Raw genomic sequence first — 25,139 nt, 5'->3', positions numbered from 1 at the left:
AAGGGATCTGGCCCCTTATGCATGGAAAGTGATGCAAATCCCACTTCATAATCCAATGAAGAGGCCGATATCCCCATCGAGCCTGCAACAACGCGTGCTGGCGCCCGCCCCTGATCACAGACTCCATGTCCGACGGCCACGACACTGAACTGCATGATGTCCACGCGGCCGACGCCGCGGACGAACGCTTCCTGGTCCGCAACCCCCGCCAGCTGCGGCAGCTGCTGCGCTCGCTGATCGACCAGCGATCACTGATCAACGCGCATATCGACGGCCGGGATCGTTCCTTCCCGACCGCCCTGCTTGATCTCGACGAGGACGAAGACTACCTGCTGCTCGACGGCAGCCCGCAGGAGGCGTCGAACCGTGCCGCCGAGCAGGCCGACCACCTGCTCTGCTTCGCCCAGCTTGAACGTGTCCTTGTGCGGTTCCGCCTGCACGAACTGCAGCGCGTGGACAACGATGGCCACGTCGCCTTCCGCGCCCCGTTGCCGGACGAACTGGTGCATCTGCAGCGCCGTGAGCTGTACCGGCTGGAGACCCCGGTCACCGACTCGCCGCATCTGCTGCTGCCACCCGGCGAAGCACGTGCCGAAGCGCTGTCGATGCGGGTGGTGGACATCAGCGGTGGCGGCCTGGCCGTAGTGGTTCCCAACGACTGCGCCGTATTCGGCCTGCAGAAGCGCTACCCGGCGCAGCTGTCGCTGCCCGATGGCCCCGACCTGGACATCGAACTGGTGGTCTGCAACCTGCTGCCACAGCGACAGCCCAATGGCATCGAGGTCAAGCGCGTGGGAATGCGCTTTGACAGCCTGCCGCGCGGCGGCGACAGCGCCATCCAGCGCTACATCTTCCGCATCGACCGCCAGCGCAAGGCGCGCCGCAACGGCGAGCTCTGAGGCGCCTTCGACCGTTCGTGCCGGCCGGCGGCCGGCGGCCGGCGGCCGGCAACCCGCATGATGCCGTCGCCGGCCAGCGGCCGGCACTACCGATCTTCGGCGGATCCACGCCATATGCGCGTGCCGGCCGCGCCGCGGTAGATCCACGCCATGCGTGGATGCCTCTCCCCCGGCACCTAAAGTCCCCCCACGCGGGGCCGATATCGAGCCTGACACCGGGACTTCCGGCAGAACCAGGACCCCTCGATGAACGACAAGACCAGCTCCGCCGCCAGCGCCGGTGGCGAATTCCTCAGCTTCACCCTCGGCGCCGAGCACTACGGCGTGGACATCCTCAAGGTGCAGGAGATCCGTGGCTACGATGCGGTCACCCGCGTGCCGGACGCCCCGGACTACATCAAGGGTGTGATCAACCTGCGCGGCACCATCGTGCCGGTCATCGACCTGCGCTTGAAGCTGCGCCTGGACAACGCCCGCTACGACGCTTTCACCGTGATGATCGTGCTCAACGTCGAAGACCGCGTGGTCGGCATCGTGGTCGACAGCGTGTCGGACGTGATCCCGCTGTCGGCCGAGCAGATCCGCCCGACCCCGGAGTTCGGCGCTGCAGTCGACACCCGCTTCATCTCCGGCATCGGCACCCACGACGACCGCATGCTGATCCTGCTGGACATCGAGACCCTGCTCGACAGCGCCGACATGGGCCAGGCCTCCCTCGCCGAAGACGCTGCCGCCTGATCCATCGGACCTGCTTCACGTTCTGGTCACAAAACCCTTCAGTTCCCCCCAGCAGTGCCGATAGGGGGACAGAAGCCGGTCGCGCAGGAGCGCGCGGAACCGGAACGACCATCACCATCCCCGGAGATACACCTCGATGAAGTCCCTGCTTGCGTTCGTTTCGGCCGCTGTCCTGGCCACCACCGCTTCCTCCGCGTTCGCCCAGGCGGCCGACATGATCCCGCCGGAACTGGCCCCGCGTTCGGTCGGCAAGGACGGCATGGTCTGTGGCAAGGTCGAAAAGGCCCGCTACGCCGAAGGTTCCGAAGGCCAGCCGACCTTCCTGTACATGGGCGGTGCCTTCCCGCGCCACACCTTCTCGGCCCGCATCGCCGGCGAGAACCGCGGCAAGTTCTCCTTCCCGCTGGAAACCCTGGAAGGCAAGACCGTGTGCGTGATCGGCAAGATCCAGCGCGACGCCTCGCGCGCGGAAATCGAAGTCAGCTCGCCGGCGGGCCTGAAGCTGGCCAACATCAAGTAATCCGCTGTCCGTCGAACCACGCCGGAGCTTGTGCCGGCGTGGTTTCTGCTGCAACCGGGCCCGACGCCCGGACGCGTCTGCCTTAGGAGATCGCAACGCCCATGCCGTGGATCAACAACCTGAAACTGATGCCGAAGCTGCTGTTGACCTTCGGCGTCCTCCTGCTGGTGATGCTGCTGCAGGGCATCGTCGCCTATCGCGGACTGCATTCGCTGAACAACGTCACCACCGAGTTGGCGGGTTCGCGCATGGAAAGCATCCGCATGGCCGGCGAGATGCGCGGCATGCTGGGCGAGTACCGCAATGCTGCCTACCAGCAGCTGATCCGCGCCAGCGATGACGTCAAGTCCGACGCGCGCAAGCAGGCCGTCGACCTGCGCACCAGCATGGACACGTCGATCAAGGAATACCCGAAGCTGGTCGACAACGCGCAGCAGAAGAAGCTGTTCGATACCTTCGCCAAGGAATGGAAGGACGCCCTGGCCTCCTACGACAGCGTCACCGAGATGCTGGAGCTGGACCTGCCGGACGATGCCATCGATACCTTCGTGGGCGAGACCCGCACCAAGCACCGCAAGGCTGCATCCGCGCTGGAAGCGCTGATCGCCGAAGACAACCGCCTCGCCCGCGCCTCGCGCGAAGAGGCCGCGTCCACCTATTCCGCCTCCGCCGTGCTGACCGTGATCGCCCTGCTGGGCGGCGCCGCGCTCGGCCTGGTGCTGGTCTGGCTGTTCGCGCGCGCCCTGGTCGGCAGCGTGCGTGGCGCCGTGTCGGTTGCCAACGACGTGGCCGGTGGCAAGCTCGATGGCCACATCGACGTCAGCCGCCAGGATGAAGTGGGCGAACTGATGCAGGCCATGCAGCGGATGCAGCGCGACCTGCGCGAACGCATCGAAACCGACCAGGCCGTTGCCCGCGAGAACCTGCGCATCCGCACCGCGCTGGACTACAGCTCGACCGGTGTCTACCTGACCGATACCAGCAACACCATCGTCTACAGCAACCGCGCCCTGCAGCAGACCCTCAGCCAGTACCAGGATGAAGTCCGCCGCGACCTGCCGGACTTCGACGCCCAGGCCTCGTTGATCGGCAAGCCGGTCACCGTGCTGGAACACCGCGGCGAGATGGACCAGACGCTGTTGGGCAACCTGAAGGCCCACGGCGTCGCCCGTCGCCCGATGCAGTACGGCGATGCCCAGTTCGCGCAGGTGGTGTCGACCATCCGCAACGAAGGCGGCGACACCGTCGGCTACGTGGTGGAATGGCGCGACCGCACCCAGGAAGCACTGGTCGAAGCCGAAGTGGCGCGCGTGATCGCCCAGGCCGCCGCCGGCGACCTGTCCGGCCGCATCGACGCCAGCGACAAGGAAGGCTTCTTCCTGCAGCTGGCCCAGCAGATCAACGGCCTGCTGGACGCCAACGCCGGCAGCATCGAACAGATCTCCGGCCTGCTTGCCGCGCTGTCGCAGGGTGACCTGACCGTGCGCATGCACGGCGACTACCAGGGCGTGTTCGCCCGCATGCGCGACGACGCCAACGCCACCGCCGCGCAGCTGAGTGAAATCGTCACCCGCATCAAGCAGTCCAGCCGCGCGATCAGCTCGGCCGCCGGTGAGATCGCCTCGGGCAACAGTGACCTGTCGCGCCGTACCGAGCAGCAGGCCGCCAACCTGGAAGAGACCGCCGCCTCGATGGAGGAACTGACCTCCACCGTGCGCCAGAACGCCGAGCACGCCCGCCAGGCCAACCAGCTCGCCATCGGCGCGCATGGCGTCGCTTCGCAGGGTGGCGAGGTGGTCGGCCAGGTAGTCACCACCATGTCGGCCATCGAAGCCTCGTCGAAGAAGATCGCCGAGATCATCTCCGTCATCGACGGCATTGCCTTCCAGACCAACATCCTGGCGCTGAACGCTGCGGTGGAAGCCGCGCGTGCCGGTGAACAGGGCCGTGGTTTCGCCGTGGTCGCCAGCGAAGTGCGTACCCTCGCCCAGCGTTCGGCCGCTGCCGCCAAGGAGATCAAGGGCCTGATCGACGATTCGGTCGGCAAGGTCAACGACGGCTCGGCGCTGGTGCACAAGGCCGGCGCGACCATGGGCGAGATCGTCGCCTCGGTGCAGCGCGTGACCGACATCATGGCCGAGATCTCCGCCGCCTCGCAGGAGCAGTCGGCCGGCATCGAGCAGGTCAACCAGACCGTGGTGCAGATGGACGAAACCACCCAGCAGAATGCTGCGCTGGTGGAAGAAGCCACCGCCGCCGCGCGTGCGATGGAAGAACAGGCCGGCCACCTCAGCGAAGCGGTGTCGATCTTCGTGGTCGACGAAGCCGAGACCGTGGTTGCCCCGCGCATCGCCGCTGCCCCGGTCCCGCGTGCTGCCGCACCGGCCGCACCGGCCCCGGTCGCGCCGCCGGCCCGCCGCACCGCCGGTGGTCGTCCGATGGCCACCGAACTGGCCGACGGAGACTGGCAGGAATTCTGAGGCCTGCCTGACCTGACGCACGAGAACGCCCTGGCCCTGCGCTGGGGCGTTTTTGTTTACGGGGTATCTGGATATCCAGCCAGCGGCGAAGCCCCTCGGGATGGTCGGTCGAAGCGCTGGGTTACTGAGGGTTGGCCGCGAGGGTGGGCTGCGCAGGGCACGCCGTGAATACGTCCTTGTAGCAACTGTGTTGATGGAGGGACTTGGCCCCTCCATGAGACGGGCACGGTAGTGCCGGCCGCTGGCCGGCAGCCTTTGGTCTTGCGCCCTGGCTGGCCTTAGGCAGGGACCAGCCCGTTTTCAGCGTCGCGCACCCGGGCGTTGAGGATCACCAGCATCTTCCTCATCACCGCCACGATCGCTACTTTTCCTTCCTTGCCGCGGGCCCGCAGCGACCGGTAAAAGTCCCGCAATCGTGGCTCATGTCGCATGGCCGACATGGCTGCCATGTAGAGCACCTGGCGGATCTCGGCCCTGCCGCCATGGATGCTTCGCCTCCCTCGCATGGCTCCGCTGTCGTGGGAGATCGGCGCCACGCCGACCAGGCTGGCAATGGCTTTTCCGCTGATCTGACCCAACTCAGGCAGGTAGCTGGCCAGTACCGCCTGCAATGCCGGGCCGACCCCTTTCATTGACTTCAGCACTGCCAGTTGAGGCTGCTGCGCGACCTGTTCAGAGATCTGCTTGCCCAGCCGCTCGACCAGTGTTTGCAGGCGAATGATGTTGCCTTGCATCTGCCGGCGTAGCTCGCGGTCAGTCACCATTTCCTGCTGTTGGCGGGCTACGGTCAGTGCCTGCATCGTTTGTCGACGCGCCCGCACAAACTCACGCAGTTTCCGCTGCCAGGGCTCCAGCGGCTGATAGGAAGGCAATTCCACCAGCGCGGCCATCTGCGCCAATACAAGAGCGTCCAAGCGGTCCGTCTTGGCCACTTTACCCAGCCCCTGAGCCAGTCTACGCGCTCGCAGTGCGTTGGCACGGATCACCGGATGGCCGGCCTTGTGAAGGAAGTCCAGGACAGTCTGCTCATAGCCGCCGGTGGCTTCCAAAACGATCTGAATGGCCGGCCGCGTACTCAACCAAGTGCTCAACTCGGCATAGCCAGAGGGGCTATTGCTGACCTGCAGGGTCTGGCCGTCTGTCGTGCCGATATCCAATCGGCGCTTGCTCACATCGATCCCGATCCCGTTCATTGCCCGACTCCGTATAGTCTGGAAGGGTCGAGAGCTCCCCCGCTTGCCCAGTCTTATCGCTTCGAGTGTCAGCTCCAGCAACTGTTCGGGCGGATCAAGGGAGATTCCGGCGTGGGCGCCAAGCTACATGGCGATCGTCGAGATCCAGGCTCGTACGGCGGCCCACGCCGGCTCTCGACACCTACGCTGACAGATTTTCATCAGATAAGGCTCGGTCGCCGCATCCATGCGGCTCACGCCCCTGCGCAGCCCACCCTCCCGGCCACGGAAAATTTCCGTGCGCGTCCACCCCGGATTGAAGAAAGAAGAGCAAGAGCAACAGCCGTATTGCTTCCGGGGTCAGATCCGTTTTCCGCAGGAAAACGGATCTGACCCCTCTTTCCACTTGGAAACCCAATGCTCTTGCCGTCCGACACCGGGATATCGAATGGGCCGGGCAAGGGTGGGTTGGCGGGGGTGTCCGCGGCATGGATGCCGCGGCCAAGCCCCCAAGGACGGGTTTACGGCGTCCCCCGCCAACCCATCCTGGCCCGGCCCTTCTCGCAACCCCTGACCACCGACCAAGCGCCGTTGCTGTTGCTGTTGCTTCAAAACCAGCCTGCCGCAGGCAGCGCCGCAGCCGCCGCTGCAAGAAAACCTGAATACGTTCGGACACCGCACCTCAATCCCCCGCCCCAGCGGCCGATAACGGGGTTGTCACGGCATATCCCGCCGCTGACCGGCTCGGCGCCGCCCGCCCGTTTCGACCTGGTCCTGCTCGATGAATCTCCTGCATCGCTGGCAACACTACTTCAGCAATCTCTCCGTCCGGCGCAAGCTCAACCTGCTGACGCTGCTCATCGCGCTCTGCGTGATCGCGCTCTCGGTGATCGCCGCCCGCATGCAGTACCTGGACCTCACCGAGACCCGCAAGACCGCGCTGAAGACCCAGGTCGAACTCAGCTACGGCATCCTCCAGCACTACCACCGCCTGGCCGGCACCGGCGAACTCAGCGAGGACGCCGCGAAGAGCGCCGCGTTGCAGGCCCTGGAAGTGATGCGCGCCGAGAACGATACGTACTACTTCAACATCTACGACACCGGCTACCGCCTGCTGATGCACCCGTTCCGCAAGGACCTGGTCGGCAAGGACATGAAGGACTTCCGCACCGACGACGGCGTGCGCATCTATTACGACCAGGTCGAAGCGGCCAAGGCCGGCGGTGGCTTCGTCAACTATCGATGGGCCAAGCCGGGCAGCAAGGGCGAGGTCGAGAAGGTCGCCTACGCCGGCCTGTTCGCGCCGTGGAACTGGGTGGTCAGCAGCGGCGTCTACATGGACGACGTGCAGCGGCAGGCGCTGGTGTTCACCGCCATCATGGCGATCTCCGGTGGTGTGCTGGTGCTGATCGTGCTGGCCCTGAGCTGGGTCATCGGCAACCGTATCGCGCGCCCGCTGAAGCAGGCTACCGCCGTCGCCGAAGGCATCGCCAATGGCAAGCTGGACAGCCATATCGGCCCGCAGCCGCATGACGAACCCGGTCGCCTGCTGGAGGCCATGTCCGGCATGCAGCAGCAGCTGCATTCGGTCATCGGCGGCCAGCGCGAAATGGCCCGCCGTCACGATGCCGGCGAACTGAGCTATCGCATCGACGCCAGTGTCTTCCCCGGCGAGTACGGGCTGATGGTGCAGGAGACCAACACCCTGGTCGGCAGCCATGTGCAGACCCTGCATGACGTGCTGGACGTGGTACAGCAGTACGCAGTCGGCGACCTGAGCCGCGACATCGCCCGCTACCCCGGCGAAAAGGCGGCGATGACCACCACCGTCGACACCGTCAAGGCCAACCTCGGCCGCATCAATGCCGAGATCAAGCAGCTGGCCAGTGCCGCCGCCGCCGGCGACTTCAGCCAGCGCGGTGATGCGCAGCGCTTCGATCACGATTTCCGCCTGATGCTGGAAAACCTCAACGCAATGATGGCGGTCAGCGATGACAACCTCGGCAAGCTCTCGCAGTTGCTGTCGGCCATCGCCGAAGGCGACCTGACCGCACGCATGCACGGCAACTATCAGGGCGTGTTCGCACGCATGCGCGACGACGCCAACACCACCGTTACGCAGCTGACCCAGATCGTCGGCCAGATCCAGGCCAGTGCCTCCAGCATCACCCTCGCCGCTGGCGAGATCGCGTCCGGCAACAGCGACCTGTCGCGCCGTACCGAGCAGCAGGCCGCCAACCTGGAAGAGACCGCCGCCTCGATGGAGGAACTGACCTCCACCGTGCGCCAGAACGCCGAACACGCCCGCCAGGCCAACCAGCTCGCCATCGGCGCGCATGGCGTCGCTTCGCAGGGCGGCGAGGTGGTCGGCCAGGTGGTCACCACCATGTCGGCCATCGAAGCCTCGTCGAAGAAGATCGCCGAGATCATCTCCGTCATCGACGGCATCGCTTTCCAGACCAACATCCTGGCGCTGAACGCCGCAGTGGAAGCCGCGCGTGCCGGTGAACAGGGCCGTGGTTTCGCCGTGGTCGCCAGCGAAGTGCGTACCCTCGCCCAGCGTTCGGCTGCGGCGGCCAAGGAGATCAAGGGCTTGATCGATGATTCGGTCGGCAAGGTCGCCGAAGGCTCCAGCCTGGTGCACCAGGCCGGCAGCACCATGGGCGAGATCGTCGCCTCGGTGCAGCGCGTGACCGACATCATGGCCGAGATCTCCGCCGCCTCGCAGGAACAGTCGGCCGGCATCGAGCAGGTCAACCAGACCGTGGTGCAGATGGACGAGACCACCCAGCAGAATGCTGCACTGGTGGAAGAAGCCACCGCCGCCGCACGTGCGATGGAAGACCAGGCCGCGCAGCTGGCCGACGCCGTGGCGATCTTCCGCCTCGACAACCAGGTCTCGGCCGCGGTGAAGGCTGTCGCCGAACGCGTGGAACCGGCGCGCATCACCACCGTGGCACGTCCGCAGCCGACCAGCACGCCCACGCCGGTACGTCGCAGCAGCAACGCCAGCACCTTCGCCGCCAGCGACAGCGACTGGCAGGAATTCTGAGACCCACCCGCGGCGGCTTCGGCCGCCGCCTCTGCCGATGGACACGTCCCCCGTGCAAAGTCCTACTCCCATCGTCACCGGCCCGCGCGAGTTCGAGTTCGCCGACCGTGATTTCCGCCGCGTCTGCGACCTGATCTACCAGCGCGTGGGCATCGCCCTCGCACCGGCCAAGCGCGACATGGTCTATGGCCGCCTGTCGCGCCGCCTGCGCACGCTGGGCATGCGCAGCTTCCAGCAGTACCTGGACCATCTTGAGCAGGAAAACGGTGACGAGTGGCAGGCCTTCACCAACGCACTGACCACCAACCTGACCTCGTTCTTCCGCGAGCCGCACCACTTCGACAAGCTGCGCGAAGAACTGCAGCAGCGTTCCAGCCGTTCGCCGCTGCTGCTGTGGTCGTGCGCGGCGTCCACCGGTGAGGAACCCTATTCGATGGCGATCACCGCCTGCGAGGCCTTCGGTACGCTGAAGCCGCCGGTGCGCATCATCGCTACCGACGTCGATACCCAGGTACTGGCCACCGCCGGCCGCGGCGTCTACAACATCGACCGTGTCGCCAATCTCGACCCGGACCTGCGCCGCCGCTACTTCCAGCGTGGCAGCGGTCCCAACGAGGGGCAGTGCCGCGTGCTGCCGGCGCTGCGCGAGCTGATCGAGTTCCGTCCGCTGAACCTGCTCGCCCCGCGCTACGACGTCGGCGGCCCGTTCGACGCGCTGTTCTGCCGCAATGTGATGATCTACTTCGACAAGCCGACCCAGCGCGCCATCCTCGGCCGCCTGGTGCAGCACCTGGCCGACGATGGCCTGCTCTACACCGGACACTCGGAGAACTACCTGCACGCCGCCGACCTGATCCAGCCCTGCGGGCGCACCCTGTACCGCCGCGCGGCAAAGGCCGGCGCATGAACGCCTCACTGCGTACCGACGACGTGATGCGCTACCAGGATGCGCGCTTCCAGACCCTTGCCGCCAAGCTGCTGCCCACCCAGTACCTGGTGGTCGATGACACCACCGCGCTGACCACCACCCTGGGTTCGTGCGTGGCCGCCTGCCTGCGCGACCCGGTGCTGAAGATCGGCGGCATGAACCACTTCCTGCTCCCGGAGGGCAACGCTGGCGACGGCGCGCCCGCGCGTTACGGCAGCTATGCGATGGAACTGCTGATCAACGACATGCTCAAGCGCGGCGCGCACCGCAAGCGCATCGAGGCCAAGGTGTTCGGCGGCGCCAACGTACTCAAGGGCTTCACCAGCAATCCGGTCGGTACCCGTAACGCCGAGTTCGTGCGCCAGTACCTGCAGGCCGAGCATATTCCGATCATCGCCGAGGACCTGTGCGGCATCCATCCGCGCAAGATCTGGTTCTTCGCCGACACCGGCCGCGTGGTGGTGCAGCGCCTGCCGCATGCCCACGAAGCCGAAGTGGCTGCCACCGAATCGGCAGTGCGTGCGCGCCTGTCCAAGGCCCCGGTCACCGGTGGCGTGGAGTTGTTCGAATGACCCTGACCGGCAACGCCCCCTGCCGGGTCCTGATCGTCGACGACTCCGCCGTCGTGCGCCAGATGCTCACGGAAATCCTGTCCAGCGATCCGGCCATCGACGTGGTCGGCACCGCTGCCGACCCGCTGCTGGCGCGCGAGAAGATCAAGCGCCTGGCCCCGGACGTGATCACGCTGGACGTGGAAATGCCACGCATGGACGGCCTCGCCTTCCTGGAAAACCTGATGCGGCTGCACCCACTGCCTGTGGTAATGATCTCCTCTTTGACCGAGCGCGGCGCCGATACCACGCTGCAGGCACTGGCACTGGGCGCCGTGGACTTCGTCTCCAAGCCCAAGCTGGACGTCGCACGCGGCCTGCAGGGCTACGCCGACGAGATCATCGCCAAGGTGAAGATGGCGGCGCGCTCGCGGGTGCGCCCGCTGGTGCGTGCTGCCGCTCCGAAACTCCTGCTGGAAGCAGCTCCTGCAATGCGCCCGGCTGCACCGCAGTTCCGCACCACCGACCGCCTGATCGCGATTGGTTCTTCGGCCGGCGGCACCGAGGCGCTGCGCGTGGTGCTGGAAGGCATGCCGGCCGATGCGCCTGCCGTGGTGATGACCCAGCACCTGCCTGCCAGCTTCAGCAGCGCCTTCGCCGAACGCCTGGACCGGCATTCCGCGATGGCCGTGCGTGAGGCCAGCGACGGCGAGGCAGTGCTGCCTGGCCATGCTTACCTGCCACCGGGCGGCAAGCACCTGCGGATCATCCGCGACGGTGCGCGCTGGCGCTGCCGCGTCGATGATGGCCCTGCAGTGAACCGTCACAAGCCCGCGGTGGACGTGCTGTTCCGTTCGGTCGCGCAGAGCGCGGGCGGCAACGCCATCGGCGCCATCCTCACCGGCATGGGTGACGATGGCGCGCGCGGCCTGCTGGAAATGCGCCAGGCCGGCGCGCCGACGCTGGTCCAGGATGAAGCCACCAGCGTGGTCTGGGGCATGCCCGGCGCTGCCTTCAAACTGGGAGCGGCCGAAGAACAGGTGCCATTGGAACGAATCGCCGAACGACTCTTGGCGCTCGCCCGCGGCTGATCGTCCGCGGCATCGCACCGCCTGATTTCCTCTTTCAGATGCCGGCCCCGGAAGGGCCGGCACGGCTGTCGTGTTTTCCAAGGAGTTTGACCATGGCCCTGCGTCTCTTCCGTTACCAACCGTCACTGCTGGCGGCCGCTCTGCTGGCTCCGCTGGCAGCCACCACTGCCGGCGTGCCGGCATCGCCGCAGGCCACCCCGGGCCTTCCCCCCGCCCCCGTCGCGAAGGGCACCGCCTGGACCGATCGCGTCCACATCCAGAGTGGTCCGGATACCGCATCGAAGCGCCTCCACGCACCCGACGTGGCGTTGCGCATCGTCACCCCCGATGACAGCGAGTCGCTCACGCCAAAGGGCCTCGCACTGCTCTTCAGCGGCAATGAGCCGGACTACTTCCGGCGCAACACCCTGCCCGGCAGCATCGTCGAGAGCCAGGCCAGCCCCGCCATCACGCTGATGCCCAACGTAGCCAGGGCGCTGGTGGGTGGCTACTTCAGCTATGCGCCCGACGCGCTGCCCAACCAGAGCAGCACCCTGCGTTTCAGTGCGGACACCTGGGCGCTGGTGCACCAGGGCAACACGCGGAAGGATCCCCTTTACCGCCTCAACCACGTCAGCACCATCGAGCAACGCCGTGCCGATGGCACCCTGGCTGAAATCATCAGATGCAGTGACAGCGACGACCGGGCGACCCTGGGCGAGTGGCAGGCCAATGACTACGCCAGGCTCAAGATTGCCGCCCAGGTGATCACGATGAAGTGCACCGAGCAGCTCATCAAGCGAATACCGGCGATGTACCCTCGCCCGCTTGCTGCTGAAGATCTCACGGCCTACGCAGGCGGTGCCGTGCCGCCGGCACGGGTGCGCATCTATGCCAGCCTGGGGCGGACCACCACCCTGTACACCGACGCCGCCTGCCGCGAGGATTACCGTGACAGGATCGACGTCAAGTACAACAACGCCGGTGACAAGGGCGTGCTCGGCATCCCCGCCACGGAAACCCTGCGCAGCAAGGAGAACGAGCGGTTCTCCATGCTCAGCTATCAGGAGTACGAAGTCGCCGGCGGCAAGCCGCTGATCGTCGAAGCGCGCTTCGACGCATCAAGCCGCATGTACTGCGACGGGCAGTTGTCGGGTCAGTTCGTGGCCAAGCCCGGACAGGACTACGAAGTGGAAATGGAAGTGGCCGACAAGATGTGCCGCCTGCATCTTCGCCAGGTACACGCCGATGGCAGCACGACGCCACAGGTTGCGCGCAAGACCCCCAGCACCTGTGAGGGCACGCGTGCGCCGGTGCGCGTTGAACCGCGGCAGGACATGCAGGTCCTGCTGTTCAGCCCAGGCCAGCTGCAGATCCAGGATGCCAGCCAGGGCAGCGCACCGGAACGGTTGACCGACGACGCGGGCAGCACCGAGGCACTGCGGAAGATGCTGCAGCAGGCCAGCAGCAACCCCGGCACACGCCTGTGCGTGGTGGTACCGGCTACCGATTACAGCAGCGCCCTTCACGATGCCGTGCGCGAACGCGTACTGGACGCACCGCAGGTATTGCCCAGCCTGTGGGAAGAGGCGGCCACGGTGAACAGGCGCCGCAGTGCCGCCGCCGATGCTCCGGTCGACATCGCCGCTGCGATCGCCCATTGCAATGCGTTCCCGATCAGGGAATTCGCGCCGCGCTGAGCAATCGCTCCCCTACCTTCGGCCTTCGCCGGGCATCAACCACCAGAGTGCACACAGCGCCTCATCTTCGTTTCCCCAAGGAGTACTACCGTGGCATTACGCCCAACCTGCCTCACCGCCGCGATCGCGGTCACCCTGCTGCTGGCGCCGTCGGCCTACGCCAACGACGAAGCACCCACACCCACGCCTGCCGTGGATTCCGCAGTCACCCGCGGATCAACGCTCGATCCAGCAACGGATGCGGCGACCGCGCCAGACGCGGTGCACGCCCCCACCGCGGCCGATCCGGCCATCGGGAATGTCACAGCCGCCGTGGCACCTCCTGTCGACTACAGCAGCCTGCAGCACATCAAGGTCACCTCCGGACTGGGTGCAGGCCCCAACGGCAATCGCGTGGGCGATCACGTGCTGCGCCTGGTGATGCGTGCCGACACCGCTGCCGTCACCGCGGCCAAGGTCGGCCTGTCTGCTCTGGCGTTCGTCACTGGCGTGGGTGACATCGGTACCAGCAACAGCTTCAGCAAGAACAACGTCCGTGGCGAGGACATCCACTCTGTGCCCAGCCCGGCCTTCGGCGCATTGCCCGGCATGATCCGCGAGCAGCTGGCACTCTATTTCGCGGCCCACCCCGGCGCCATTCCCAGCGACGAGCGCACCGTGGAAGCCAGCGCCGGCCAGTGGTCGCTGGTGTACCAGAAGCTCAGCGATGCAGAGACCCCCTACGAGCTGCGCCACGATGTAACCATCGGCTTCCCGGTGGTGCGCAAGCTGTTCCGCAGCGCCAGTGGCGGCCAGGGCGTGCACTGCCGGGACGAAGCACGGGTTGCCCCGCTGCAGGAATGGCAGGCAGACGACTATGCGAAGGCCAAGGCGGCGTCGCGTGAGTTCGCCGAGGCCTGCATCGCGCGTTTCGTGGCTGAGCTGCCCCGCCTGTTCCCCGACCATGGCGCTCTGCCGCAGCCTGCGGTGGAAGCCGAGCTTCCGGCGGAAACGCCGGCCGTGACCGAGGAAGCGGCGGCCGTTACCCAGGCCTGAACCTGGGTACGCCCCCAAACGAAGAACCCCCGGCTCTCACCGGGGGTTCTTCGTTTCAACGGCGTGCCGGCCAGCGGCCGGCACTACCGCATCAGGCAGCGACCGTGTTGGCCACGTCCTGGTATTCCTCGATCTGGTCGAAGTTCATGTAGCGGTAGATCTCCGCACCATTGGCGTTGATTACGCCGATGTCCGCCATGTACTCCTCCTTGGTCGGGATGCGGCCCAGACGCGAGCAGATCGCGGCCAGTTCGGCCGAACCCAGGTACACGTTGGTGTTGCGGCCCAGGCGGTTCGGGAAGTTGCGGGTCGAGGTCGACATCGCGGTGGAGCCTTCGCGGATCTGCGCCTGGTTGCCCATGCACAGCGAGCAGCCCGGCATTTCCATGCGGGCGCCGGTGGCGCCGAAGGTGCCGTACACGCCTTCCTTGGTCAGCTCCGAAGCATCCATCTTGGTCGGCGGGGCCACCCACAGGCGGGTCGGCAGGTCACGCTTGCCTTCCAGCAGCTTGGCAGCGGCACGGAAGTGACCGATGTTGGTCATGCACGAACCGATGAACACTTCGTCGATCTTGGCGCCAGCGACTTCGGACAGGGTCTTCACGTCGTCCGGATCGTTCGGGCAGGCCACGATCGGCTCGTGGATGTCGGCCAGGTCGATCTCGATGACGGCGGCGTACTCGGCGTCGGCATCCGGCTCCAGCAGCTGCGGGTTGGCCAGCCACGCCTCCATCTTCTCGATGCGACGCTGCAGCGAACGCGGATCCTGGTAGCCCTCGGCAATCATCCACTTCAGCAGCGTGATGTTGCTGGTCAGGTACTCGATGATCGGTTCCTTGTTCAGGCGCACCGAGCAACCGGCCGCCGAACGCTCGGCCGAGGCGTCGGACAGTTCGAACGCCTGTTCGACCTTCAACTCCGGCAGGCCTTCGATTTCCAGGATGCGGCCGGAGAAGATGTTCTTCTTGCCAGCCTTGGCCACGGTCAGCAGGCCCGACTTGATCGCGTACAGCGGGATCGCGTTGACCAGGTCACGCAGGGTCACGCCCGGCTGCATCTTGCCCTTGAAGCGCACCAGCACCGACTCCGGCATGTCCAGCGGCATCACGCCGGTGGCCGCAGCGAAGGCGACCAGGCCCGAACCGGCCGGGAACGAAATGCCCACCGGGAAGCGGGTGTGCGAGTCACCACCGGTACCCACGGTGTCCGGCAGCAGCATGCGGTTGAGCCAGCTGTGGATCACGCCGTCGCCCGGGCGCAGCGAAACGCCGCCACGGGTGGAGATGAACTCCGGCAGGGTGTGGTGGGTCTTCACGTCCACCGGCTTCGGGTAGGCGGCGGTGTGGCAGAACGACTGCATCACCAGATCGGCCGAGAAGCCCAGGCAGGCCAGGTCCTTCAGCTCGTCACGGGTCATCGGGCCGGTGGTGTCCTGCGAGCCGACCGAGGTCATCTTCGGTTCGCAGTAGGTGCCCGGGCGCATGCCCTGGCCTTCCGGCAGGCCACAGGCGCGGCCGACCATCTTCTGTGCCAGCGAGAAGCCCTTGCCGGTGTCGGCCGGCTGCACCGGCAGGCGGAACAGGTTGGTCGGGGCCAGGCCCAGCGCTTCGCGCGCCTTGCCGGTCAGGCCACGGCCGATGATCAGCGGAATGCGGCCACCGGCACGCACTTCGTCGAACAGCACTTCGGACTTGACCTGGAACTCGGCGATCACTTCACCGTTCTTCAGCGCCTTGCCTTCGTACGGACGCAGCTCGACCACATCGCCGTGCTCCATCTTCGACACGTCCAGCTCGATCGGCAGTGCGCCGGCATCTTCCATGGTGTTGTAGAAGATCGGGGCGATCTTCGAACCCAGGCAGACGCCACCGGCGCGCTTGTTCGGGATGAACGGAATGTCATCACCGGTCCACCACAGCACGCTGTTGGTGGCCGACTTGCGCGAGGAGCCGGTACCGACCACGTCGCCGACATAGGCAACCAGGTGGCCCTTGTCCTTCAGGTCGAGGATCTGCTGGATCGGGCCGCGCTTGCCGTCTTCTTCCGGGGTGAACGGCGCGTCGTCGCGCTTGTTCTTCAGCATCGCCAGGGCGTGCATCGGGATGTCCGGGCGGGTGGTCGCATCCGGTGCCGGCGACAGGTCGTCGGTGTTGGTCTCGCCAGGCACCTTGAACACGGTGACCGTCAGGCTCTGCGGCACTTCCGGGTTGCTGGTGAACCACTCGGCATCGGCCCAGCTCTGCAGCACGGCCTGGGCGTTGGCGTTGCCGGCCTTGGCCTTTTCCTGCACGTCGTGGAACGCGTCGAACACCAGCAGGGTCTTCTTCAGGCCGTTGGCGGCAATGGTGCCGACGCTGGTGTCGTCAAGCAGCTGCACCAGCGGCGCAACGTTGTAACCGCCGAGCATGGTGCCCAGCAGTTCGGTGGCGCGCTCGCGGCTGATCAGCGGGTTCTGCTCGCTGCCCAGCGCGATCGCGGCCAGGTACGAGGCCTTGACCTTGGCTGCGTCATCGACGCCGGCCGGCACGCGGTGGGTCAGCAGGTCGAGCAGGAACTCGGCCTCGCCCTGCGGCGGGTTCTTCAGCAGTTCGATGACATCGGCCGTCTGCTGCGCGCTCAGCGGCAGCGGCGGGATGCCAAGCGCAGCGCGCTCGGCGACGTGGTGGCGGTAGGCTTCCAACATGACAACTCCCGGGTAATGCGTAGGTTGAAATAACAAAGTGGGCTCAGGCTTGCGGCACGATCAGCTTCAAGCCCTTGAAGTAGTCGCGGTAAAACGTGTCGTTCCAGGTGATCAGGCCGTCGCACTGCAGCAGTGCGTGGGCGCCGACCATGAATTCGTCCAGGCTGCGGCGGCTGCCGCCGCGCTGGCGATGACGGCGGTGCATCTCGCCGGCGCGCAGTGCCGACTTGGCTTCCATCGGGTTGAAATGCACGCCCATCTCTTCCAGCGCTTCGAGCACTTCGGCACCGCCGCGCAGCGATGCGCAGACTTCGGCCAACGTTGCGCCACAGACCACCACGCGGCCGCCGACCAGGCTCTGCCGCAGGATGGCTTCCACCGCATCGGCCTGCGGACCATTGCTGAGCAGCTCGACCAGAACTGGTGAATCGACGGCGATCATCACCGCTTACTCCTCGTCACGCACCGCGCGCACCGCCGCGTCGGACGATTCGAAGCCGTCCAGCGCGAACTTGCCGCGCGCCCGTGAGATGGCATCGTCAACACTCTTGCGCAGGATGATGCGGCTGCCGTCCAGCTCGACCTTCAGCAGCGTGCCCTTGGTCAGGCCGAGGGCATCACGCACCGCCTTGGGCAGGGTGATCTGTCCGCGTTCAGCGACGGTGGCTTCCATGGGGGGGTACGCCTCAAAAAGTATGCATGAATTATACATACTCGCGGCATCTGGAACAAACCCGCCCAATCCGTGACCGCGATCCTGCGCTGGTCGCATCCGGGGGTTAGACTGGCTCCGCAGCGACCTGCTGCGGCCCCGGGCTGGACGCACCGCGTGCCGCCCGCACCTACCCGCCATAAAAGGATGTTCCATGCGCGCCTTGACCCTTGCCCTGATGCTGGCTGCCCCGCTGGCCCTTTCGACGACGGCAGCCCACGCCAATCCGTTCGGCGCCTACACCACCGGCGTCGAGATCACCCAACAGCAGATGGACACCCTGGAAGTCGGCAAGACCAGCCAGGACCAGGTCCGTGAGAAGTTCGGCGCACCCGGCCGCCGCGAACAGCTGGGCGACACGCAGGTCTGGTACTACGACTACGTGAAGATCAAGACCTTCGGCAAGAACATCCAGGAAGCGACCGTCCTGGAATTCAACAAGCAGGGTGTGCTGACGGCCAAGTCCAAGAGCAACGCTGTTGGCAAGACCGGCAATCCGCTGCTGGATGCCGCCAACGGCAAGTAAGTCCTGCTCGACACGCACTTCCGGACGGGGCGCCCATGGGCGTCCCGTCTGCGTTCGGGCCAGCGGGCGACGACCGCACGCGCTGACACGAAGGCTACACACACCGCTGTAACCTTGCGTTCCAAGCCAGCCGGGTCATTGCCGGGCGCTGGATCGCCGATACTGGGCAGGATCCGGGGCCGGAATGCCACCGGCGACCGCAAGCAGGCCCCTGCACGCACGGGCCAGAGCAAGCCATCCGCAAGAAGGAGTTACCCCGCATGAGCGATTCGTTCTCCACCCGCAGCCAGCTGAACGTCGGCGGCAAGACCTACGACTACTTCAGCCTGCCCACGCTGGGCCAGCGCTTCGATATCTCCCACCTGCCCTACTCGATGAAGATCCTGCTGGAGAACCTGCTCCGGCACGAGGACGGCGGCATCACCGTCGGCAAGGACCACATCGAAGCCGTGGCCCGCTGGAATCCGGCGGCAGAACCGGACACCGAGATCGCCTTCATGCCGGCGCGCGTGGTCCTGCAGGACTTCACCGGCGTGCCCTGCGTGGTCGACCTGGCCGCGATGCGCGATGCGGTGGTCAAGCTCGGCGGCTCGCCGGAGCAGATCAACCCGCAGATTCCCTCCGAACTGGTCATCGACCACTCGGTGCAGGTCGATGTGTTCGGCAAGCCGGACGCACTGGACCTCAACGGCAAGATCGAATTCCAGCGCAACCAGGAACGCTACGGCTTCCTGCGCTGGGGCCAGAAGGCCTTCGACAACTTCAAGGTGGTGCCGCCGAACACCGGCATCGTCCACCAGGTGAACCTGGAAAACCTCGCCCGCGTGGTGATGACCGCGGAGAAGGATGGCAAGGCCGTGGCCTACCCCGATACCGTGTTCGGTACCGACAGCCACACCACGATGATCAACGGCATCGGCGTGCTGGGCTGGGGCGTGGGCGGCATCGAAGCGGAGGCCGCCATGCTCGGCCAGCCATCGTCCATGCTGATCCCGCAGGTGGTCGGCTTCAAGCTGACCGGCAAGCTGCCCGAGGGTGCCACCGCCACCGACCTGGTGCTGACCGTCACCCAGATGCTGCGCAAGCTGGGCGTGGTCGGCAAGTTCGTCGAGTTCTACGGTGACGGCCTGCAGCACCTGCCGCTGGCCGACCGCGCCACCATCGGCAACATGGCCCCGGAATACGGCGCCACCTGTGGCATCTTCCCGATCGACGCCGAGTCGCTGAACTACCTGCGCCTGTCCGGCCGCAGCGAAGAGCAGATCAACCTGGTCGAGGCCTACGCCAAGGCGCAGGGCCTGTGGCACGAGCCGGGCAGCCCGCACGCCCAGTACAGCACCACGCTGGAACTGGACATGGGCACGGTGAAGCCGTCGCTGGCCGGCCCGAAGCGCCCGCAGGACCGCGTGCTGCTGGAAGACGTGCAGAAGAACTACCGTGAAGCCCTGGTCGGCATGACCGCCAACCGTGACAAGCGCAGCGACGACGTCTCCTCGTTCGTCAACGAAGGCGGCGGCGCCGCGGTCGGCAACGAGCAGCTGGCCAAGGGCTTCGCCGACATCGAGATCGAAGGCCGCAAGGTCCGCCTGAAGGACGGCGCGGTGGTCATCGCTGCCATCACTTCGTGCACCAACACCTCCAACCCGGCGGTGATGATCGGCGCCGGCCTGCTGGCCCGCAACGCGGCCGCCAAGGGCCTGAACCGCCAGCCGTGGGTGAAGACCTCGCTCGGGCCGGGCTCGCGGGTGGTCACCGATTACCTGGAAAAGGCCGGCGTACTGAAGGAGCTGGAAAAGATCGGCTTCTACGTGGTCGGCTACGGCTGCACCACCTGCATCGGCAACTCCGGCCCGCTGCCGACCGAAGTCAGCGCCGGCATCGCCACCGGCGACCTGGTGGTCACCTCGGTGCTGTCGGGCAATCGCAACTTCGAGGGCCGCGTGCACCCCGAAGTGAAGATGAACTACCTGGCCAGCCCGCCGCTGGTGGTGGCCTACGCCATCGCCGGCACCACCGACATCGACCTGACCACCCAGCCGCTGGGCACCGGCAGCGATGGCCAGCCGGTGTTCCTGCGCGACATCTGGCCGAGCAACAAGGAAATCGGCGACGTCATCGCCGCCACCATCGGGCCGGAGATGTTCAAGCAGAACTACGCCGACGTGTTCAAGGGTGATACCCGCTGGAACACCATCGCCTCGCCGGACGGCAACCTGTACGCGTGGAGCGATGCGTCCACCTACATCAAGAACCCGCCTTACTTCGATGGCATGACCATGCAGACCGGCAGCATCGACGACGTGCACGGCGCACGCGTGATGGGCCTGTTCGGCGATTCGATCACCACCGACCACATCTCCCCGGCCGGCAACATCAAGAAGGACTCGCCGGCGGGCCGCTTCCTGCAGGAACGTGGCGTGCAGCCGGCCGACTTCAACAGCTACGGCAGCCGCCGCGGCAACGATGACGTGATGGTCCGCGGCACCTTCGCCAACATCCGCATCAAGAACCTGATGTTCGGTGGCGAGGAAGGCGGCAACACCCTGTACTACCCGGCCGGGGGCGGCCAGCCGGAAAAGCTGGCGATCTACGATGCGGCCATGAAGTACAAGGCCGACAAGGTGCCGCTGGTGGTGCTGGCCGGCAAGGAATACGGTACCGGCTCGTCGCGTGACTGGGCTGCCAAGGGCACCCTGCTGCTGGGGGTGAAGGCGGTCATCGCCGAAAGCTTCGAGCGCATCCACCGCTCCAACCTGGTCGGCATGGGCGTGCTGCCGCTGCAGTTCCGCAACGGCGAGAACGCGCAGAGCCTGGGCCTGGACGGCTCGGAAGTGATCGACATCACCGGCCTGCAGGACGGTGCCAGCAAGCGCGCCACGGTCACCGCGACCAAGACCGACGGCACGAAGAAGACCTTCGAGGTGTCGGTGATGCTGCTGACCCCGAAGGAAGTCGAGTACTTCCGTCATGGTGGCCTGCTGCAGTACGTGCTGCGCCAGTTGGCCAGCAAGTAACGTTCCGCTCTCGGTAGAGTCGACTGCTGGTCGACTACCCAACAAAAGGGCCGGATCCTCGCGGATCCGGCCCTTCCTGTTTCTCTGCAGACAGGCATGGCCTGGCTCTACCGCATCTCCGGCGGCACCGGGATGGGCGCCAGGTGCGCGCTCAGCGGCGCGGCGCGTCCGGGTCGGTGCGCAGCGCCTTCAGCAGGCCCCACATGTAGAACGCCAGGGTGAACGAGAATGGCAGGCCGCACAGCACCACCGCCGTCTGCATTGCGCTGAAATTGCCGGCCAGCAGCAGCCCGACGCTGGCCACGGTGATGCCGACGGCCCAGAACACGCGCAGCCAGATCGGCGCGTCATGACCGTCTTCCACGCCATCGTCAACGCGACGGGTACACAGGTTGGCGATCATCAGCGTGCCCGAATCGACCGGGGTCAGGAACAGCACGAAGCCGATCACCACCGCGGCACCGGCCACGTACGGCGCGGCGGGCAGGTATTCCAGCAGCTTGAACAGCGTCATCGCCGCATCGTGCTGGGCCACGTCACCCAGGATCGCCTGGCCATGGTTGAGCACCAGGTCGATGGCGGTGTTGCCGAAGATCGACAGCCACGCCAGGGTGAAGCCGAGCGGGATCAGCAGCACGCCCATGATCACTTCACGGATGGTGCGGCCACGCGAGATGCGTGCCACGAAAAGGCCGACGAACGGCGCCCAGGCGATCCACCAGGCCCAGTAGAACAGCGTCCACGAGCCCATCCACTCACGGCCCTTCGGGTCGTTGAGGTACATGTCGAAACTCTTGCGCACGAACGCACCGAGGTAATCGCCGGTGTTCTGGATCAGGCCATCGAACAGGTGCAGGGTCGGGCCGGTGACCAGCACGAACAGCAGCAGGCCGCACAGCAGACGCACGTTGAGGTTGGACAACCAGGCAATGCCCTTCTCCACACCGGCGACCACGCCGATGGTGGCCACCACCATCATCACCAGCACGATCGCCACCAGCACCTGCGGCGTATCCGGGATGTGGAACAGGTAGACCAGGCCGGACTGCACCACCAGCGCGCCGATGCCGAGGTTGGTGACCATCGAGATCAGCGTGGCGAGGATGCCGAAGCCATCGACCATGTCGCCGATGCGACCATGGATGCGCTCACCGAAGATCGGGTACAGCGCCGAGCGCAGCGCCAGCGGCAGGTCACGGCGGTAGGCGAAATAGCCCAGTGCCACGCCGACCAGCGCATACAGCGCCCAGCCGTGCAGGCCCCAGTGCAGGAAGGTCAGCACCATCGCCTCGCGGCCGGCGGCCACGGTGCCGCCGGGTTGCCCGGGCGGATGCAGGAAGTGGTCCAGCGGCTCGTAGGCGCCGTAGTACAGCAGCGCGATGCCGATGCCGGCCGAGAACAGCATCGAGACCCAGGCGACGTAGCCGAAGGCCGGCGATTCCTCGTTGTGACCCAGGCGGATGCGGCCATACGGCGAGAACGCCAGCCACAGCACGAAGCCCAGGCACAGCACGATCAGCAGCATGTACCACCAGCCGAACGCGGCCGACACCTCGGCCTGCGCCCATTGCAGCCAGTGCTCGCTGCCTTCGGGATAGAGAACGGTGAGCAGCCCGAGGATGCCGATCGACACCGAGGAGCTGAAGAAGACAAAACGGTTCAAGCGCAGGGGCGAACGCTTGGGATGAGCCAGGGAAGACATGGGGTCGTCTCATCAAGTCCGAGGGAGCACATGGGCGGGGCCGGACCGGTAAACCGGGCCCATGGCGTGGGGCGCGAGCGCATCCTAGGGTTTATTGATTGAACGTTCAATCAATAAAAAGCATAATGGCGGGCAGCCCGATCCTTCGGGTCGCAATCCGTGGAGAGACAATGCCGAAGAAAGGCGTGGAACCGGTACGGCGCGAACAGCTGATCCGGGCCACTTTCCAGACCATCGACGAGATCGGCATGGCCGATGCGACCGTCGCCACCATCGCGAAGAAGGCAGGGCTGTCCAGCGGCATCGTCGCCCACTACTTCGGCGACAAGGACGGCCTGCTCAATGCTGCAATGCGGCAGATCCTGCGCGAGCTGAAGGACGCGGTCGCCCGCTACCGCGCCGACGCCAGCGACGACCCACGCGAGCAGCTGCGCGCCATCGTCGACGGCAACTTCGACGACAGCCAGATCAACGGCACCGCGATGCGCGTCTGGCTCACCTTCTGGGCCGCGAGCATGCACCAGCCGGAACTGGCCCGGCTGCAGCGCGCCAACGACCAGCGCCTGTTCTCCAACCTGTGCCACCAGTTCAACCGCCTGCTGCCCCACCCGCAGGCCCGCCTGGCCGCCCGCGGGCTGGCCGCGATGATCGATGGCCTGTGGCTGCGCGGCAGCCTGGTCGGCGGCCAGTTCAACGCCGAGAAGTCCCGGCGCATCGCTTACGGCTACATCGACTTCCAGTTGCAGGCTGTCGCGCTATAAGCGCTCCAGCACCCGCCCCCTTCCAAGGAGTACGCCCCATGACCACCCTGCCCGTCCAACAGCTCTACATCCACGGCCAGCGCGTCGATGCCACCAGCGGCAAGACCTTCAAGACCGTCAATCCGGCCACCGGTGAGGTGATCGCCGAAGTGCAGGTTGCCAGCCAGGCCGACGTCGAGCGTGCCGTGCAGAGCGCGTCCGAAGGCCAGAAGGTGTGGGCCGCGATGACCGCGATGGAGCGCTCGCGCATCCTGCGCCGCGCCGTTGAGATCCTGCGTGAGCGCAACGACGAGCTGGCCCACCTGGAAACCCTGGACACCGGCAAGGCGCTGGCCGAAACCACCACCGTGGACATCGTCACCGGCGCCGACGTGGTCGAGTACTACGCCGGCCTGGCCACCGCCATCGAAGGCATCCAGCTGCCGCTGCGCGAATCGAGCTTCTTCTACACCCGTCGCGAGCCGCTGGGCGTGGTCGCCGGCATCGGCGCCTGGAACTACCCGATCCAGATCGCCATGTGGAAGTCGGCCCCGGCGCTGGCTGCCGGCAACGCGATGGTGTTCAAGCCCTCCGAAGTGACCCCGCTGACCGCGATCCGGCTGGCCGAGATCTACACCGAAGCCGGCGTGCCGGCTGGCGTGTTCAACGTCGTGCAGGGCCCGGGCCGCGAGATCGGCCAGTGGCTGACCGAGCACCCGGTGATCGAGAAGATTTCCTTCACCGGCGGCGTCGCCACCGGCAAGAAGGTCATGGCCAGCGCCGCGTCCTCCTCACTGAAGGAAGTGACCATGGAGCTGGGCGGCAAGTCGCCGCTGGTGATCTGCGATGACGCCGACCTGGACCGCGCCGCCGACATCGCGGTGATGGCCAACTTCTTCAGCTCCGGCCAGGTCTGCACCAACGGCACCCGCGTGTTCGTGCCGCGCAGCATGCTCGCCGCGTTCGAGGCCGCCGTTGTCGAGCGCGTCAAGCGCATCCGCATCGGCGACCCGATGGCCGCCGAAACCAACTTCGGCCCGCTGACCAGCTTCCCGCACATGGAAAACGTGCTGCGCTACATCGAAAGCGGCAAGGCCGAAGGCGCCCGCCTGCTGACCGGCGGTGGCCGTGCCACCGAAGGCGCGCTGGCCAATGGCGCCTACGTTCTGCCGACCGTGTTCTCCGACTGCCGCGATGACATGACCATCGTCAAGGAAGAGATCTTCGGGCCGGTCATGAGCATCCTCGCCTACGACGACGAAGACGAAGTGGTGCGTCGCGCCAACGACACCACCTTCGGTCTGGCCGCCGGCGTGGTCAGCAAGGACATCAGCCGCGCCCACCGCATCATCCACCGCCTGGAAGCCGGCATCTGCTGGATCAATACGTGGGGTGAGTCTCCGGCCGAAATGCCGGTCGGTGGCTACAAGGAATCCGGCGTCGGCCGCGAGAACGGCATTTCCACCCTCGGCCACTACACCCGCATCAAGTCGGTGCAGGTGGAACTGGGCGACTACGCCAGCGTGTTCTGACCGGCGCGCCCCGAGCGCGCACCCTCGTCCGGCCACCGCGCCGATCCGACATTCCGCCGGGACGCCTGCACGCAGCGCGCCCCGG

General features: G+C 66.3%; 19 protein-coding genes. 14 read left to right on the top strand and 5 right to left on the bottom strand.

From position 1 onward, the window contains the following. Positions 1–125: 125 nt before the first annotated feature. The 4 genes from Q9Q79_RS09725 (at position 126) to Q9Q79_RS09710 (ending at position 4,637) form a co-directional block, all read left to right on the top strand. Positions 126–899 (top strand): flagellar brake protein, encoded by a 774-nt coding sequence (locus tag Q9Q79_RS09725; RefSeq protein ID WP_005413239.1) that lies wholly within the window; start codon positions 126–128, stop codon positions 897–899. 246 nt (positions 900–1,145) lie between these two features. After that, on the top strand, positions 1,146–1,637 hold the full coding sequence (locus Q9Q79_RS09720; RefSeq protein ID WP_005409516.1) for a chemotaxis protein CheW: 492 nt from the start codon (positions 1,146–1,148) through the stop codon (positions 1,635–1,637). A gap of 136 nt (positions 1,638–1,773) precedes the next feature. Further along, on the top strand, positions 1,774–2,157 hold the full coding sequence (locus Q9Q79_RS09715; RefSeq protein ID WP_005409515.1) for a hypothetical protein: 384 nt from the start codon (positions 1,774–1,776) through the stop codon (positions 2,155–2,157). Positions 2,158–2,258: 101 nt separating this feature from the next. Then, complete coding sequence (locus tag Q9Q79_RS09710) at positions 2,259–4,637, top strand: methyl-accepting chemotaxis protein (RefSeq protein WP_012480092.1); 2,379 nt, start codon at positions 2,259–2,261, stop codon at positions 4,635–4,637. 278 nt (positions 4,638–4,915) lie between these two features. Here Q9Q79_RS09710 and Q9Q79_RS09705 read toward each other — a convergent pair whose 3' ends face one another. Then, the gene (locus tag Q9Q79_RS09705; protein WP_012479096.1) at positions 4,916–5,830 is read right to left on the bottom strand and encodes an IS110-like element ISStma7 family transposase; all 915 of its coding nucleotides are present in this window, start codon (positions 5,828–5,830) and stop codon (positions 4,916–4,918) included. A gap of 760 nt (positions 5,831–6,590) precedes the next feature. Here Q9Q79_RS09705 and Q9Q79_RS09700 point away from each other — a divergent pair. The 6 genes from Q9Q79_RS09700 to Q9Q79_RS09675 all read left to right on the top strand — a co-directional run bounded on the left by Q9Q79_RS09700 (position 6,591) and on the right by Q9Q79_RS09675 (position 14,145). After that, positions 6,591–8,861 (top strand): methyl-accepting chemotaxis protein, encoded by a 2,271-nt coding sequence (locus tag Q9Q79_RS09700; protein ID WP_201864110.1) that lies wholly within the window; start codon positions 6,591–6,593, stop codon positions 8,859–8,861. 37 nt (positions 8,862–8,898) lie between these two features. Beyond that, positions 8,899–9,768, top strand: a complete 870-nt coding sequence (locus Q9Q79_RS09695) for a CheR family methyltransferase (protein WP_185695447.1) — start codon at positions 8,899–8,901, stop codon at positions 9,766–9,768. Then, positions 9,765–10,361 (top strand): chemoreceptor glutamine deamidase CheD, encoded by a 597-nt coding sequence (cheD, locus tag Q9Q79_RS09690; protein ID WP_005409511.1) that lies wholly within the window; start codon positions 9,765–9,767, stop codon positions 10,359–10,361. The genes Q9Q79_RS09695 and cheD overlap by 4 nt, the downstream gene beginning before the upstream one ends. Further along, positions 10,358–11,431 carry a chemotaxis response regulator protein-glutamate methylesterase gene (locus Q9Q79_RS09685; RefSeq protein WP_005409510.1) on the top strand — a complete coding sequence of 358 codons (1,074 nt, stop codon included), beginning with the start codon at positions 10,358–10,360 and terminating at the stop codon, positions 11,429–11,431. The genes cheD and Q9Q79_RS09685 overlap by 4 nt, the downstream gene beginning before the upstream one ends. Positions 11,432–11,523: 92 nt before the next feature. Further along, a complete protein-coding gene (locus tag Q9Q79_RS09680; protein WP_201862415.1) occupies positions 11,524–13,110 on the top strand; it encodes a hypothetical protein in 1,587 nt (528 codons plus the stop codon). A gap of 90 nt (positions 13,111–13,200) precedes the next feature. Beyond that, positions 13,201–14,145, top strand: coding sequence for a hypothetical protein (locus Q9Q79_RS09675; RefSeq protein ID WP_201862413.1), 945 nt, complete (start codon positions 13,201–13,203; stop codon positions 14,143–14,145). A 91-nt stretch (positions 14,146–14,236) separates the two neighbouring features. On the opposite strand, the gene acnB is transcribed toward Q9Q79_RS09675, so the two are convergent. The 3 genes from acnB to Q9Q79_RS09660 are packed head-to-tail and all read right to left on the bottom strand — an operon-like array spanning position 14,237 to position 17,501. Continuing rightward, positions 14,237–16,828: a bifunctional aconitate hydratase 2/2-methylisocitrate dehydratase gene (gene acnB, locus Q9Q79_RS09670; protein WP_005409507.1), complete on the bottom strand. Its 2,592-nt coding sequence runs from the start codon at positions 16,826–16,828 to the stop codon at positions 14,237–14,239. 43 nt (positions 16,829–16,871) lie between these two features. Next, entirely contained in the window at positions 16,872–17,270 is a 399-nt protein-coding gene (locus Q9Q79_RS09665; RefSeq protein WP_005409506.1) for a type II toxin-antitoxin system VapC family toxin, read from the bottom strand. Between the two features lie 6 nt (positions 17,271–17,276). Beyond that, positions 17,277–17,501 (bottom strand): AbrB/MazE/SpoVT family DNA-binding domain-containing protein, encoded by a 225-nt coding sequence (locus Q9Q79_RS09660; protein WP_005409505.1) that lies wholly within the window; start codon positions 17,499–17,501, stop codon positions 17,277–17,279. A 193-nt stretch (positions 17,502–17,694) separates the two neighbouring features. Here Q9Q79_RS09660 and bamE point away from each other — a divergent pair, with 193 nt between their 5' ends. Both bamE and acnA read left to right on the top strand, forming a co-directional pair. Next, positions 17,695–18,066, top strand: a complete 372-nt coding sequence (bamE, locus tag Q9Q79_RS09655; protein WP_005409504.1) for an outer membrane protein assembly factor BamE — start codon at positions 17,695–17,697, stop codon at positions 18,064–18,066. A gap of 260 nt (positions 18,067–18,326) precedes the next feature. Then, positions 18,327–21,080, top strand: a complete 2,754-nt coding sequence (gene acnA, locus Q9Q79_RS09650; RefSeq protein ID WP_201862411.1) for an aconitate hydratase AcnA — start codon at positions 18,327–18,329, stop codon at positions 21,078–21,080. Positions 21,081–21,231: 151 nt separating this feature from the next. Here acnA and Q9Q79_RS09645 read toward each other — a convergent pair whose 3' ends face one another. Continuing rightward, positions 21,232–22,782, bottom strand: a complete 1,551-nt coding sequence (locus Q9Q79_RS09645) for a BCCT family transporter (protein ID WP_005409502.1) — start codon at positions 22,780–22,782, stop codon at positions 21,232–21,234. 170 nt (positions 22,783–22,952) lie between these two features. Here Q9Q79_RS09645 and betI point away from each other — a divergent pair, with 170 nt between their 5' ends. Next, entirely contained in the window at positions 22,953–23,543 is a 591-nt protein-coding gene (gene betI, locus Q9Q79_RS09640) for a transcriptional regulator BetI (protein WP_005409501.1), read from the top strand. 38 nt (positions 23,544–23,581) lie between these two features. Then, positions 23,582–25,054: a betaine-aldehyde dehydrogenase gene (gene betB / locus Q9Q79_RS09635; protein WP_005409500.1), complete on the top strand. Its 1,473-nt coding sequence runs from the start codon at positions 23,582–23,584 to the stop codon at positions 25,052–25,054. Positions 25,055–25,139: the final 85 nt, after the last annotated feature.

The sequence above is a fragment of the Stenotrophomonas sp. a6 genome (assembly GCF_030913325.1).
Classification (GTDB): domain Bacteria; phylum Pseudomonadota; class Gammaproteobacteria; order Xanthomonadales; family Xanthomonadaceae; genus Stenotrophomonas; species Stenotrophomonas maltophilia.
Note: the sequence above shows the minus strand (reverse complement) of the source record. Positions and strands in the feature narration are given on the sequence as shown.

Bases quoted from the DNA above. Each gene is read 5' to 3' on its own strand.
- Q9Q79_RS09725 (WP_005413239.1), top strand. From the start codon at position 126: ATGTCCGACGGCCACGACACTGAACTGCATGATGTCCACGCGGCCGAC.
- Q9Q79_RS09720 (WP_005409516.1), top strand. From the start codon at position 1,146: ATGAACGACAAGACCAGCTCCGCCGCCAGCGCCGGTGGCGAATTCCTC.
- Q9Q79_RS09715 (WP_005409515.1), top strand. From the start codon at position 1,774: ATGAAGTCCCTGCTTGCGTTCGTTTCGGCCGCTGTCCTGGCCACCACC.
- Q9Q79_RS09710 (WP_012480092.1), top strand. From the start codon at position 2,259: ATGCCGTGGATCAACAACCTGAAACTGATGCCGAAGCTGCTGTTGACC.
- Q9Q79_RS09705 (WP_012479096.1), bottom strand. From the start codon at position 5,830: ATGAACGGGATCGGGATCGATGTGAGCAAGCGCCGATTGGATATCGGC.
- Q9Q79_RS09700 (WP_201864110.1), top strand. From the start codon at position 6,591: ATGAATCTCCTGCATCGCTGGCAACACTACTTCAGCAATCTCTCCGTC.
- Q9Q79_RS09695 (WP_185695447.1), top strand. From the start codon at position 8,899: ATGGACACGTCCCCCGTGCAAAGTCCTACTCCCATCGTCACCGGCCCG.
- cheD (WP_005409511.1), top strand. From the start codon at position 9,765: ATGAACGCCTCACTGCGTACCGACGACGTGATGCGCTACCAGGATGCG.
- Q9Q79_RS09685 (WP_005409510.1), top strand. From the start codon at position 10,358: ATGACCCTGACCGGCAACGCCCCCTGCCGGGTCCTGATCGTCGACGAC.
- Q9Q79_RS09680 (WP_201862415.1), top strand. From the start codon at position 11,524: ATGGCCCTGCGTCTCTTCCGTTACCAACCGTCACTGCTGGCGGCCGCT.
- acnB (WP_005409507.1), bottom strand. From the start codon at position 16,828: ATGTTGGAAGCCTACCGCCACCACGTCGCCGAGCGCGCTGCGCTTGGC.
- Q9Q79_RS09665 (WP_005409506.1), bottom strand. From the start codon at position 17,270: ATGATCGCCGTCGATTCACCAGTTCTGGTCGAGCTGCTCAGCAATGGT.
- Q9Q79_RS09660 (WP_005409505.1), bottom strand. From the start codon at position 17,501: ATGGAAGCCACCGTCGCTGAACGCGGACAGATCACCCTGCCCAAGGCG.
- bamE (WP_005409504.1), top strand. From the start codon at position 17,695: ATGCGCGCCTTGACCCTTGCCCTGATGCTGGCTGCCCCGCTGGCCCTT.
- acnA (WP_201862411.1), top strand. From the start codon at position 18,327: ATGAGCGATTCGTTCTCCACCCGCAGCCAGCTGAACGTCGGCGGCAAG.
- Q9Q79_RS09645 (WP_005409502.1), bottom strand. From the start codon at position 22,782: ATGTCTTCCCTGGCTCATCCCAAGCGTTCGCCCCTGCGCTTGAACCGT.
- betI (WP_005409501.1), top strand. From the start codon at position 22,953: ATGCCGAAGAAAGGCGTGGAACCGGTACGGCGCGAACAGCTGATCCGG.
- betB (WP_005409500.1), top strand. From the start codon at position 23,582: ATGACCACCCTGCCCGTCCAACAGCTCTACATCCACGGCCAGCGCGTC.